The 12890-nt window shown below is 41.1% G+C and carries 11 protein-coding genes and 1 rRNA gene; 8 read left to right on the plus strand and 4 right to left on the minus strand.

Translation table 11 applies throughout. The features are described 5' to 3' along the window. Nucleotides 1-101: ribosomal RNA gene (gene rrf, locus FTV32_RS10480) — 5S ribosomal RNA — on the plus strand; the annotation flags it as partial. A gap of 205 nt (nt 102-306) precedes the next feature. Then, nucleotides 307-1470, plus strand: coding sequence for an acyl-CoA dehydrogenase family protein (locus FTV32_RS10485; protein WP_180028599.1), 1164 nt, complete (start codon nt 307-309; stop codon nt 1468-1470). A 51-nt stretch (nt 1471-1521) separates the two neighbouring features. Here FTV32_RS10485 and FTV32_RS10490 read toward each other — a convergent pair whose 3' ends face one another. Further along, complete coding sequence (locus FTV32_RS10490) at nt 1522-2124, minus strand: TetR/AcrR family transcriptional regulator (RefSeq protein ID WP_035269534.1); 603 nt, start codon at nt 2122-2124, stop codon at nt 1522-1524. Between the two features lie 160 nt (nt 2125-2284). Between FTV32_RS10490 and FTV32_RS10495 the strand changes: the two genes are divergently transcribed. The 6 genes from FTV32_RS10495 to FTV32_RS10520 all read left to right on the plus strand — a co-directional run bounded on the left by FTV32_RS10495 (nt 2285) and on the right by FTV32_RS10520 (nt 10856). Further along, a complete protein-coding gene (locus FTV32_RS10495; RefSeq protein WP_092768480.1) occupies nt 2285-4084 on the plus strand; it encodes an acyclic terpene utilization AtuA family protein in 1800 nt (599 codons plus the stop codon). A 71-nt stretch (nt 4085-4155) separates the two neighbouring features. Next, entirely contained in the window at nt 4156-5037 is an 882-nt protein-coding gene (locus tag FTV32_RS10500; RefSeq protein ID WP_092768552.1) for an SDR family oxidoreductase, read from the plus strand. 31 nt (nt 5038-5068) lie between these two features. After that, a complete protein-coding gene (locus FTV32_RS10505) occupies nt 5069-6682 on the plus strand; it encodes an acyl-CoA carboxylase subunit beta (protein WP_035269519.1) in 1614 nt (537 codons plus the stop codon). Between the two features lie 138 nt (nt 6683-6820). Further along, a complete protein-coding gene (locus tag FTV32_RS10510; RefSeq protein WP_035269512.1) occupies nt 6821-7978 on the plus strand; it encodes an acyl-CoA dehydrogenase family protein in 1158 nt (385 codons plus the stop codon). 14 nt (nt 7979-7992) lie between these two features. After that, complete coding sequence (locus tag FTV32_RS10515; RefSeq protein WP_035269505.1) at nt 7993-8823, plus strand: enoyl-CoA hydratase/isomerase family protein; 831 nt, start codon at nt 7993-7995, stop codon at nt 8821-8823. 83 nt (nt 8824-8906) lie between these two features. Beyond that, nucleotides 8907-10856 (plus strand): acetyl/propionyl/methylcrotonyl-CoA carboxylase subunit alpha, encoded by a 1950-nt coding sequence (locus FTV32_RS10520; protein WP_035269495.1) that lies wholly within the window; start codon nt 8907-8909, stop codon nt 10854-10856. Nucleotides 10857-10901: 45 nt separating this feature from the next. Here FTV32_RS10520 and FTV32_RS10525 read toward each other — a convergent pair whose 3' ends face one another. From FTV32_RS10525 to FTV32_RS10535, 3 genes are read right to left on the minus strand one after another with little or no spacing between them, the layout of a single operon-like run. After that, complete coding sequence (locus FTV32_RS10525; protein WP_035269490.1) at nt 10902-11552, minus strand: hypothetical protein; 651 nt, start codon at nt 11550-11552, stop codon at nt 10902-10904. 19 nt (nt 11553-11571) lie between these two features. Next, nucleotides 11572-12006, minus strand: coding sequence for a ClpXP protease specificity-enhancing factor (locus FTV32_RS10530; protein ID WP_035269488.1), 435 nt, complete (start codon nt 12004-12006; stop codon nt 11572-11574). 21 nt (nt 12007-12027) lie between these two features. Continuing rightward, nucleotides 12028-12681 carry a glutathione S-transferase N-terminal domain-containing protein gene (locus tag FTV32_RS10535; RefSeq protein ID WP_035269487.1) on the minus strand — a complete coding sequence of 218 codons (654 nt, stop codon included), beginning with the start codon at nt 12679-12681 and terminating at the stop codon, nt 12028-12030. Between the last annotated feature and the right edge of the window lie 209 nt (nt 12682-12890).

The raw sequence follows: 12890 nt of genomic DNA on the forward strand, positions 1-12890 counted from the left end.
CAAGAGTGAACCACCTGATCCCTTCCCGAACTCAGAAGTGAAACCTCTTAGCGCTGATGGTAGTGTGGGGTTACCCATGTGAGAGTAAGTCATCGCCAGCTCATTATTCTAAACACCCCCTTCAATAGAAGGGGGTGTTTTTTTATGTGGAAAAATTGAATTTGAAAATAATTAAACCCTTGTAATTAAATAAGAAGCTCCATTCAGTTAATTTATGCCAAAAGATTGATGATTCTTGCAATTAAAAAAACAACAATAAATGTCAGTATGCCTATGAGGATTTAAATAATTTCAGGGACATAGTTGATGCAATACAATCCGATCTATTACACAGATGAACACTTTGCATTTGCCGATGCAGTAAAAAAATTTGTAGAAAAAGAAATTATTCCCTATATAAATGAGTGGGACGAAGCTGAAACTTTTCCACGAGAACTCTACAAAAAAGCTGCAGAAGTTGGATTGATGGCATCAGGTTTTGATGAAAAATACGGTGGTATCCCAGATACAGATGCATTCTATACTTTATTGGGATGTGTGGAGTTGGCAAAGGCGGCATCAGGTGGGTTAATCGCTTCCTTACTTTCACATATGATCGGTGCACCGCCAATCAATAGCTTTGCAAGTGAAGAGGTGAAAGCAGAGGTTTTGCCACAAATCTTATCAGGTGAGAAGATTTCGGCATTAGCAATAACAGAACCGGGAGGGGGGTCTGATGTTGCAGCACTTAAAACAAAAGCAGTAAAAGAAGGTGATTACTATGTAGTCAGTGGCGAAAAAACCTTTATTACTTCTGGTATTCGCGCTGATTACTATACCGTTGCCGTTCGAACTGATCCTGAAGGAAAAGGACCCAATGGTATCTCAATGCTACTGATTGATGCCCATACACCAGGTATTACAAAAACGAAGTTAGATAAAATGGGATGGTGGGCTTCTGATACCGCTCATCTACACTTCGATCAAGTTAAAGTGCCTGCAAGAAATTTGATTGGTCCTGAGAATATGGGTTTCTTTGTTATCATGAATAACTTCAATATGGAGCGTTTTTTCTTGGCTGCGAGTAGTTATGGTTATGCAAAAGTTTGTTATGAAGAAGCTCTAGATTGGGCTCAACAGCGACGTACTTTTGGTAAACGCTTGGTAGATCATCAAGTTGTTCGTCATAAATTGGTAGATATGGCAACACGTTTACAAACGACTCGCGCTTTACTTGAAGATACGGCATATAAAATGGGGCGTCCTGAACTTCAAGGGAATGAAATGATTGCACAAATTTGTATGCTCAAAAACGTAGCAACGCAAACTATGCAATTCTGTGCTGATGCAGCCGTTCAAACACTAGGTGGCATGGGCTTTATGCGTGGCATGAAATCTGAACGTATATATCGCGAAGTTAAAGTGAATATGATAGGCGGTGGAGCTGAGGAAATTATGAAAGATTTGGCAAGCCGACAGCTGGGCTTCTAAAAGAAATAAAAAGGTGGATAAGCCACCTTTTTTAATTGATCAGATATAAAGTTAAGCATTCATTGCCATATCCCAGACGATATTGGTTAACTCATCAAGTGACATTTTCCCTTCTGGATTGTACCAAGTTACGGTCCAAGCGATTGAACCACCAATCAGTCTTCGCCAGATAAAAGGATCGTGCTTAATTTTGCCTTTGTCATGTAATACCTTGATGACACTCAGCCATATCCCTTCATAATCATTTCTTAATTTTAATAGTTTCTTCTGATTTTCCTCAGAAAGTGAAAACCATTCATAGACCAATACAGCCATAGCGGAACCTGTATCCCCAGAGATCGCATCGAGTTCAGCTTTAATCAGAGCCTTGAGTTGTTGCTCTGGATGGTCTGAAGTGGATATGGCACTTTCAAGGCAAGCGTGATTGTAAATGATGGTTTGTTCCATCACATGCGCCAAAATATCGTCTTTGGTTTTGAAATGATGAAATAAACTTCCAGATTGGATACCAATAAACTGAGCGAGTTCACGAACAGTGGTTTTGGCATAACCTTGTTTATGGAATAAATAAGCTGCCCCCAAAAGTAAACGACCACGTGGTGTATCGTCAAAGCAGGCTATTGGTTGAATTTGGTCAATAGAGGTCGCGATCATCTTGTTATTTTATCCTATTTTGTTTTCTAAACGCGTTGCTTCCATGCAAATTTTAGCGCAATAAGCAGATTTGCAAATAATAATAACATTTTGCACTTTACAAACCAAGCGCTTGCTTGGTAGATTAATCTCAAATTCTAAACAGAATAATGAGATTGTTATGACAAATATTCAGGACGAACAAAAAATTGTAAAAATTGGCTGTGCTTCAGGTTTCTGGGGAGATACCAACACAGCTGCATTTCAATTGGTACATATGTCGGATATTAACTATTTAGTATTTGATTATCTTTCAGAAATCACCATGTCTATCATGGCAAAAGCCAAAATGAAAGATCCTTCTCATGGATATGCATTGGACTTTGTTAGTCGTGTTATGACACCGCTCATCAAAAAAATTGCGGACAAGAAAATCAAAGTTGTAAGTAATGCTGGCGGTGTAAATCCATTGGCATGCCGTGATGCACTTCAAGAAGTGATCAAAAATGCTGGTTTAGATTTGAAAGTTGCGGTGGTACTTGGTGATGATTTAATGGATCAGCACGTTGAACTTCAAAAACAAAATATAAAAGAAATGTTTAATGGTGAGGATCTTCCTCCACATGTCGCAAGTAGTAATGCTTATTTGGGTGCCGTAGGTATTCGTGATGCTCTGGATTTAGGTGCAGACATTGTGATCACAGGTCGTGTCGTGGATTCGGCTGTTGTGATTGGGCCTTTATTGCATGAATACAAATGGGATTTAAACGATTACGATAAATTAGCACAAGCTGCACTTGCAGGTCACGTGATTGAGTGCGGTGCACAATGTACTGGCGGTAACTTCACAGATTGGCGTTTGGTTGAAGGCTTTGACAACATGGGCTTCCCAATTGTTGAAGTGAAAGCAGATTCATCATTTATCGTCACTAAACCAAATGGTACAGGTGGTTTAGTTTCTACAGGTACTGTGGGCGAGCAAATTGTGTATGAAATTGGTCATCCACAAGCTTATTTATTGCCTGATGTAACTGCTGACTTTAGCCAAGTCAAACTTGAGCAAGTAGGCGAGCACCGTGTATTGGTGACAGGTGCAAAAGGTACAGCACCGACACAACATTACAAAGTAAGCACAACCTATCCTGATGGTAACCGTGTGTTGGTGAGTTTCTTACTTGCAGGCCAAGATGCAGAAGAAAAAGCTTATGCCGTTTCTAATGCAATTTTAAATAAAGTTGAGCGTGTAATGGCGCTTCGTTCGATTCCACCATTTACTGAAAAATCAATTGAGATTTTAGGTACAGAAACAACGTATGGCGCAAATCGTCGTGTGCAAAAACCTCGTGAAGTTGTGGTGAAAATTGCCGTTAAACATATGTTTAAAGAAGCATGTATGTTCTTTGCATCTGAGATTGCGCAAGCTTCAACAGGTATGGCACCTGCATTAACAGGGATTGTGGGTGGTCGTCCAAAACCATCTCCAGTGATTAAATTATTCTCGTTCTTGGTAGAGAAATCTCAACTAAATGTTGAAGTGGATATCAATGGTGAGCGTCATAAAGTTGATGTACCACAGGGTGAGCCGCTTGCAGAGATTCCAACGATTCCTACAGGTGAAGTGGCAACTTTAACAGGTAATGAAATCGAAGTGCCATTGGTTGAAGTTGCACATGCACGTAGTGGTGATAAAGGTAACTACAGCAACATCGGTGTACTTGCACGTAAACCAGAATTCTTACCTTGGATTCGTGCATCTTTAACGGAAGCCAATGTTGCTGAATATATGAAGCATGTATTTGAAGGCGGTGAGGGTGGCGAAGTTCGTCGCTATGAATTACCGGGTTTAAATGCCATGAACTTCTTATTGATTGATGCGCTTGGTGGTGGTGGTGTTGCGAGTTTACGTATTGACCCACAAGGTAAAGCCTTTGCACAACAATTGTTAGATATGCCAGTGAAAGTGCCTGCAAATTTATTGTAAGCACAGCTTTGGGCATCGCCATGATGCCCAATCCAGAAAATTTACATCAATTAAAAATGGAATTATGCGCAATGGGTTATCAATCAATTTTTAGAAATGATGCGTTCGCTGGCAAAGTCGTGATTGTGACAGGTGGTGGTTCGGGGATTGGTCGTTGTACGGCACATGAGCTTGCATCACTTGGTGCGCAAGTGGTCATCACAGGTCGTAAGATTGAAAAACTTGAAAAAGTGATTGCTGAAATTACAGAAGATGGTGGTCACGCACATGGCATCGTGTGTGATAACCGCGAAGAAGAACAAGTCAAAAATATGATTGCGGAAGTGATCGAAAAATTTGGTCGCATTGATGGTTTAGTCAATAACGCAGGTGGTCAGTTCCCATCGACTTTAGAAAGTATTTCTGCCAATGGTTTTGATGCGGTGATCCGTAACAACTTGCACGCAACGTTCTTTTTAATGCGTGAAGCCTATAACCAGTGGATGGCAAAAAATGGTGGTGCCATTGTCAATATGGCAGCAGATATGTGGGGCGGTATGCCTGGCATGGGGCATTCAGGTGCAGCACGTTCGGGTGTGGATAACTTGACCAAAACGGCTGCAGTGGAATGGGGTAAATCAGGTGTACGTGTAAACTGCGTAGCGCCGGGTTGGATTATCTCATCAGGCATGGATACCTATTCAGGCCCTGTGGCGGAATTTATTATCCCAAACCTTTCAGGCAATGTGCCTTTACAACGTATGGGAACAGAATCGGAAGTGTCTTCAGCGATTGTGTATTTACTTTCTGAAGCGGCCAACTTTGTTTCAGGGATGACAGTACGTATCGATGGTGCTGCTTCACAAGGTACACGCGTATTCCCATTATCATCTGCAGAAAATAGTGAGTCTTATAACGGCTTCCACCGTGCATTTATTCCAGATGTACTAAAGAAAAAAGACGAAAAGAATTAATCGAGATTATAAGGAACAAGGAGGAAACGGAATGGCAGTGATTCAGTCCGAAGTTGCAGTAGGAAGCGAAGTATTTGAACAGAATAAAGCGAAATTGCTCGAGCAAATCGAAGAGATTCGAGCGATTCAAAAAAGTGCGCTAGATCGTTCTTATAAAGCTAAGCCTAAGTTTGATAAAAAAGGAAAGATTTTACCGCATGAGCGTGTACGTATGTTGCTCGATGCAGATTCTCCATTTGTAGAGTTGTGTGGTCTTGTGGGTTACAAGATGCATGATGATAAAGATGGTTCAGAGGCAGGTGGCGGGATCATTGCAGGGATTGGTTTTGTAAATGGTACACGTTGTATGGTGGCTGCCAATAACAGTGCGATCAAAGGCGGTACGATTGCCCCAATGGGTGTACACAAAAGCCTTCGTTTACACCAAATTGCCTTAGAGCAAAAATTACCAATCATTACTTTGGCAGAAAGTGGTGGTGCAAACTTAAACTATGCAGCAGAAGTATTTACTGCCGGTGGTACAACATTTGCCAACCAAGCACGTTTATCTGCAAAAGGGATTCCACAAATCTCTGTAGTACATGGTAACGCAACAGCAGGTGGAGCATACCAACCGGGTTTATCTGATTACGTAATTACGGTACGTAAGCAAACCGAAATGTTGCTTGCAGGGCCGCCATTGTTACTTGCTGCAACAGGTGAAGTCGCAACTGCTGAAGAATTGGGTGGTGCAGAAATGCATGCGCAAGTGGCAGGTACAGCAGAATACTTGGCAGAAAATGATGCTGATGGTATCCGTATCGCACGTGAAATATTTAAGCATTTAAACTGGAAAGAACAAGTGAAACTTGATATTCCAGAATATAAAGAGCCACGTTACTCGGCAGATGAGTTACTTGGCATTATTCCATCAGATCCAAAACAACCTTTGGATATGAAAGAAATCATTGCTCGTATTGTTGATGATTCTGATTTCTTCGAATTTAAAAATGAGTATGACTCACATACGGTATGTGGTTGGTCGCAAATTGGTGGTATGCATTTAGGCATCATTACCAATAATGGCCCAATTACCCCACAAGGTGCAGCAAAAGCAGCGCAGTTTATTCAGTTATGTGAACAAACACGTCGCCCAATTTTATTCTTGCATAACACCACAGGCTTTATGGTGGGTACAGATGCAGAACAAAATGGCATCATCAAACATGGTTCTAAACTGATCCAAGCGGTTGCCAACTGTACAGTGCCGAAGATATCAATCATTGCCCATGGTTCATATGGTGCAGGTAACTATGCGATGTGTGGTCGTCCACTTGGCCCACAATTTATCTTCTCATGGCCGAACTCTCGTGTTGCGGTAATGGGTGGTGCGCAAGCTGGTAAAGTTCTTCGTATTGTTGCAGAAGCAAAACAGCGTGAATCTGGCATGGAGCCAAATGAGCAAATGTTAGATTTCTTAGAACAATCGACAGCAATGAAATTAGAGTCGCAATCGACTGCATTATTCAACACAGCGATGTTGCATGATGATGGCATTATCGACCCACGTGATACACGTAAATTGCTAATTTTCTTATTGCAAACGATTAATGAATCACAAGCACGTGAGTTGAATCCAACACGTTTTGGTGTGCCAAGATTCTAATAAATCCCTCTTGCGGAATATATTCCTCATCCCTGTGAAAAGTGAGGAATTCCCCCTCTTTTTAAAGTGGTGAGAAGCATGGCTTCGCAAGGGAGATTAAAGATTAAAAAAAATATTGAAATTTTAAGGAAGACAAAAATGAAATTTACTGAAGAACATGAAGCGCTACGCCGTACAACACGTCAATTTGTAGAAAACGAAATCAACCCATTTACAGCAGAATGGGAAAAAGCGGGTCGATTCCCAATTCATGAAGTATTCAAAAAAATGGGTGATTTGGGTTTATTAGGTATTTGTAAACCTGAAGAAAACGGTGGTTTGGCACTCGATTACTCTTATAACTTGGTGGTTGCAGAAGAGTTAGGTCGTATCAACGTGGGTGGTGTTGCACTTGCGATGGGTGTACAAACTGATATGGCAACACCTGCGATTGCTCGTTTTGGTTCTAAAGAATTACGCGATGAGTTTTTAACACCAGCAGTTGCAGGTGAAAAAGTTGCAGCGATTGCGGTATCTGAAGTCCAAGCAGGTTCTGACGTTGCAGCACTTAAAACTACAGCTGTAAAAGATGGTGATGACTACATTATTAATGGTCACAAAATGTGGATTACGAACTCGCTTCAAGCAGACTTTTTCTGTTTGTTAGCGAATACCTCTGACGGTAAGCCACACTTTAATAAGTCAATGATTGTGGTTCCAGCAAACACACCGGGGATTACATTCTCTGAGCCATTAGATAAATTAGGTATGCGTTCTAGTACCACTGCACAAGTATTCTTTGACAGCGTACGTGTGCCACAACGTAACTTAGTGGGTCAAGAAGGCATGGGATTTATGATGCAAATGCTTCAGTTCCAAGAAGAGCGTATGTGGGGTGCTGCAAACGCAATGGGTGGAATGTTGCAATGTATCGAAAAAACAATTCAATACACGAAAGAGCGTACCACATTTGGTCAGCCGTTAATTGACAACCAATATATCCATTTCCGTTTTGCCGAATTAATGACTGAAATTGAAGCGCTGAAAGCATTAACCTATCGTGCTTGCCAATTACATATCGAAGGCGAAAACGTAACGCAAATGGCGTCTATGGCAAAACTGAAAGCAGGTCGTTTAACACGTGAAGTTGCAGATAGCTGCTTACAATTCTGGGGTGGTAATGGCTTTATGGCAGACAACCCAGCAGCACAATTCTACCGTGATGGTCGTTTAGTTTCGATCGGTGGTGGTGCAGACGAAATCATGCTTGGCATTATCTGTAAGATGATGGACATCCTTCCTGGTAAGAAAAAATAAGCAGGAGATCTGATATGACATTATCAAGCTCAATTGCCAATTTAGAAGTTGATGGCAGCATCATCCTAGAGCAAGACGGTGGCATCTTAACTTTATGGTTAAACCATCCTGAAAGTCGTAATGCGATGAGCCTAAAGATGGTCCAATCGATGCAAGCGGTATTTGCTGCGATCAAAGATGATGTATCTGTACGTGCAGTGATTTTGCGTGGTAAAGGCGGTCACTTCTGTGCAGGTGGTAACATTAAAGATATGGCAGCGATCCGTGCTAAAGCAATGGAAGTGGGCAACAACACACCTTATACCGAATTTAACCGTACGTTTGGTGCGCTGATTGAGCAAGTGGATCAAGCACCACAAACCGTAGTTGCTGTACTAGAAGGTGCGGTACTCGGTGGTGGTTTTGGTTTGGCATGTGTGTCTGATGTGGCACTTGCGCATGCAGAAGCACAATTTGGCTTACCAGAAACTGGTCTAGGGATTTTACCTGCACAAATTGCACCATTTGTAGTGACGCGTGTTGGTTTAACTCAAGCACGTCGCTTAGCATTATTAGGTATGCGCTTTAAGGGTCAAACCGCTTTAGAGGTGGGGATTGTGCATCAAGTGGTTGCAGATGAAGTTGAACTTGCATCAGCACTTGAAGAAACCATTACCCAAATTAAACGCTGTGCGCCATTGGCATCGCGTGCAACCAAAGCATTATTACATCGTACCACCAAAGAAGAATTGGGGCCGCTACTTGATGATGCAGCACGTCAATTTGCAGATGCCGTGGCAAGCGCAGAAGGGATGGAAGGCACAATGGCGTTTATTCAAAAACGCCAACCAAGCTGGGCAGAATAAACCACATTCCAACGCCTGTATGAATGTGAATTAAAAAGGATACGCTCCTCAAAACAAGAGGAGCCTAAAAAATTGGTGGAACTATGGCGTTTACAAAAGTATTAGTTGCAAACCGTGGTGAAATTGCTGCTCGTGTGATGCGTACAGCAAAAGCCTTAGGTTACGAAACCGTTGCTGTGTATTCTGATGCCGACAAAAATGCGCGTCATGTAAAAGTAGCAGATGAAGCGGTTTATATTGGCCCTTCAAAAGTATCAGAATCTTATTTATCGATTCCAAATATTATCGAAGCGTGTAAGAAAACGGGCGCAGATGCTGTGCATCCGGGCTATGGTTTCTTATCTGAAAATACAGATTTTGCCGCAGCATGTGCAGAAAATGGTATTACCTTTATTGGTCCCCCAGCAGGTGCGATTGAGCTCATGGGTAGCAAGCGTTTGTCTAAAATCGCCATGATTGAAGCAGGCGTACCATGTGTACCGGGTTATGAGGGCGACCAACAAGACATCGACTTTTTAGCAGATCAAGCGAAAAAAGTAGGTTTCCCATTGATGGTGAAAGCATCAGCAGGTGGTGGTGGACGTGGTATGCGTCTTGTACATCAAGAAGCTGAATTGCTTGAAGCGTTAAAAACAGCACGTTCTGAAGCAGAAAATGCATTCGGTTCGGGTGAGCTGATTATCGAGAAAGCAGTGATTGCACCTCGCCATGTAGAAATCCAAGTCTTTGGTGATACACATGGCAACTACGTGTATTTATTTGAACGTGATTGCTCGATTCAACGTCGTCACCAAAAAGTGGTTGAAGAAGCACCATGTCCAGTATTGACACAAGAAACACGTCAAGCCATGGGTGATGCAGCAGTTGCAGCAGCCAAAGCTTGTAACTATGTGGGTGCAGGTACGGTTGAATTCTTACTAGATCAATCAGGTGAGTTTTATTTCTTAGAAATGAACACACGTTTGCAAGTAGAGCATCCTGTAACAGAGATGATTACAGGTCTTGATCTTGTGGAATGGCAGCTTCGTGTGGCAAACGGTGAAACATTACCGCTCAAGCAAGAAGAATTGACTATGAATGGTCATGCCATTGAAGTGCGTTTATATGCAGAAGACCCACGTCAAGACTTCTTACCACAAACAGGCAAAGTATTACGTTGGCAACCTTCGGATTTAGAAGGCGTACGTATCGATCACGGTATGATGCCAACTGATGAAGTTAGCCCATTCTACGATCCAATGGTGGCTAAAATCATCGTACATGGCAAAACACGTACCGATGCGATTCGTTTACTTGCACGTGCTGTAAATGATTCTGTACTGTTAGGTGTAAACAGTAATAAGGAATTTTTAGTTAACTTATTACGTCATCCACTTGTGGTGGAGGGTGATGTGAACACTGGTTTTATTCAACAGCATTTCCAAAGTGATGTGAGTTTGAATAAACAGAGTCTAAATTTAGAAAGCTTAGCATTGATTGCAGCGTTGTTGATAAATGCATCTGCGCAAACAGATTGGAACACAGGAGTTTCTTCAGCATTACCACTGAAACTTCGATATGATGATCAAAAGTTAGATCTCATTGTGCATCGTGATGGTCGTTCAGTGAGTGTTGAAACCTGTGGTGAAAGCCAGTCGATTGAGGTTGTAGCGCAAAATACACAGCAATTGATTTATAGCATTAATGGAATTCGACGTCGAATTGACTATGTTCTTGATGGTAATTTTGTTTATTTAGATCGCGCGAATGGCAACGTCATGGTGGAAAATATTACCTATTTACCACCTGAGACTGCCGATGTGGCAGGGGATGGTAAAATTCGTGCCCCAATGGATGGTGCAATTATAAATGTCATTGCTCAACCTGGAGAGCGTGTAACTAAAGGGCAAACATTATTGATTCTTGAAGCGATGAAAATCCAACAGCAAATTAAGTCAGATGTCGACGGTGTTGTGGGTGAAATCGTAGGACAAGTTGGTCAGCAAGTGAAAAAACGTCAAATCTTGATGAATATTGAGGTTGATGCTGAATAAGCAATAAAAAAAGCCATCTAACGATGGCTTTTTTTATGACCGGATTTATGCAAATACTGTTTGTACGGCACAGTAAAGCACCCAAAGAATTGCAATCGCAACTACAGGTTCTAAAACTTTTGCCCAAGTTGGTGTAGCCACTACTTCTGGCTCAGCAACATCGTGGTGATCATGTTGAACTTGATTGACCATGTCATGAAACTCCTTCATCGTTTGGTCTAATGATATCTCTTCTTGAATGACAGGTTGAGAACCAATCAACTCATTTAGGTTATTTGTTAGCCAAACCCAATCTTTTGCTTTACCAGAGAGATGTTCAACTTGACCCTGAAGTAATTCATTCATGCCTTGTAGTTGATAATGACCTGTTACATCAAGTTGTTTAAGTTCATTAAGCTGTAAGGTCAAAATCTCTGATGTCGCAGTTTCAAGTTCTTGATGAGACAGCGTAGACTGATTATGTTGAGATGTCGTCAAATGCCGTGCGACTTCTTGAATATAAAGTTGGTCAGCGGCATGAATTTCTTGGTATATTTTTTTTTCGTCTTTACGCCATAGGCTGATGAGTTTACCTAAAGCTAAGATATTTAATTCATTGAGATATTCATGCCGTTGTTCAGCTGGATACTGTTTCAACAGCTGAGGCTTTTGAATTTTGGTCTGCTCAACAAAATATTGTACTAAATCAAAAGCCATTCAACTCTCCTGTAAGTTTTTAATCCAAAATTCTTAAACTCGGTTTTTTCTTTGGTGCTTCATTTTCTTGATTTTGTTGCTGTTTAGATTCTATCGGATTTTCATCCGTTTGTGCATTGGCATATTCATCAGGATCAAAGAATAATCCTTGACCATTTTCTTTTGCATATAACCCGAGTACAGCATTGATTGGCACATAAATATCTTTGGAAACACCACCAAAACGTGCAGAAAAGGTAATCGCTTCATTGCTCATGTGTAGTTGATGCACAGCATGTGGCACGATATTTAAAACAATCTGACCGTCTTGAACGAACTGTGTAGGTACATCGGTATAAGGCTGTGTGGCATCTACCAGTAGATATGGGGTGAGATTGTTATCGCAAATCCATTCATAAATCGCACGTGCTAAATACGGGCGAGTTGGACTTAATTTGATTTCTTGATCAGACATGTGACTCACTCTTTTGCTTTTTTAAGCGGATTTTAATTCAGGACTATAACGATTTTTTTCCTGAACCGTCATGGACTTAATGAAGGCTGGACGACTGAAAACACGCTGGCAATATAAATAAAACGGGCGGCATTGTTGCTTTGGAAGCTCAATACCCATCGTTCTTAACCGTATAAAAATCGGTGCCAACATGCAATCTAAAATTGTAAATTGTTCAGACATGAAATAAGGATAGTGCTGAAACAAAGGTGTCAGCGAGATAAGCGTATCTTTTAACTTTTTTTGGGCTGCCTTTTGTGCGTCAACATCAAGTGTGTCTGGGTGGCGCAACATATCATCTGCAAGTTTTAACCAGTCATTTTCAAAACGCCATATATATTGGCGTTGTTCTGCACGTGGAGCAGGAGCATCTGCATATAACTTATTCTGACGATAGCGATCATCTAAATATTCAGAAATGATGGATGTATTGAAAAGTTTTAACTCATTTTCAATCATCATCGGGAGTCGATTGTATGGATTTAAACTCGCAAGATCCTCGTTGTCTTCGTCGACAATAAATAAATTATGTTTAATTTGTTTTTCTGCCAGTAAGAAGCGAATCCAATGCGATCGAAAGTCATCTGCATGACTATAAACGGTGATGCCTTGTAAGGGGGTGGTTTCGACTGACATATTCCAATCAAAGTATTAATGAATAGATAAGGATACTAAAAATGCACGCTAAAATCATCGTTTAATGAGCGATGCCTATTAAAACACTTGAATTTCATATTGAATCGTATTTATGTCTGTAACGTGGTTTTTTAAATTTCTATCCTTGTATTGTTGAAATTTAATCTTTAGCTTTTTATCCAAAGCGATATAAAAAGCCGATCTTTAAA

It is taken from the genome of Acinetobacter sp. YH16032, assembly GCF_013417345.1.
In the GTDB taxonomy this organism is placed as follows: domain Bacteria; phylum Pseudomonadota; class Gammaproteobacteria; order Pseudomonadales; family Moraxellaceae; genus Acinetobacter.

What these genes read in the sequence shown, in the direction of transcription:
- FTV32_RS10530 (WP_035269488.1), bottom strand. Translation starts at nt 12,006, where the DNA reads ATGTCTGATCAAGAAATCAAATTAAGTCCAACTCGCCCGTATTTAGCA.
- FTV32_RS10495 (WP_092768480.1), top strand. Translation starts at nt 2,285, where the DNA reads ATGACAAATATTCAGGACGAACAAAAAATTGTAAAAATTGGCTGTGCT.
- FTV32_RS10510 (WP_035269512.1), top strand. Translation starts at nt 6,821, where the DNA reads ATGAAATTTACTGAAGAACATGAAGCGCTACGCCGTACAACACGTCAA.
- FTV32_RS10485 (WP_180028599.1), top strand. Translation starts at nt 307, where the DNA reads ATGCAATACAATCCGATCTATTACACAGATGAACACTTTGCATTTGCC.
- FTV32_RS10520 (WP_035269495.1), top strand. Translation starts at nt 8,907, where the DNA reads ATGGCGTTTACAAAAGTATTAGTTGCAAACCGTGGTGAAATTGCTGCT.
- FTV32_RS10525 (WP_035269490.1), bottom strand. Translation starts at nt 11,552, where the DNA reads ATGGCTTTTGATTTAGTACAATATTTTGTTGAGCAGACCAAAATTCAA.
- FTV32_RS10515 (WP_035269505.1), top strand. Translation starts at nt 7,993, where the DNA reads ATGACATTATCAAGCTCAATTGCCAATTTAGAAGTTGATGGCAGCATC.
- FTV32_RS10505 (WP_035269519.1), top strand. Translation starts at nt 5,069, where the DNA reads ATGGCAGTGATTCAGTCCGAAGTTGCAGTAGGAAGCGAAGTATTTGAA.
- FTV32_RS10490 (WP_035269534.1), bottom strand. Translation starts at nt 2,124, where the DNA reads ATGATCGCGACCTCTATTGACCAAATTCAACCAATAGCCTGCTTTGAC.
- FTV32_RS10535 (WP_035269487.1), bottom strand. Translation starts at nt 12,681, where the DNA reads ATGTCAGTCGAAACCACCCCCTTACAAGGCATCACCGTTTATAGTCAT.
- FTV32_RS10500 (WP_092768552.1), top strand. Translation starts at nt 4,156, where the DNA reads ATGGGTTATCAATCAATTTTTAGAAATGATGCGTTCGCTGGCAAAGTC.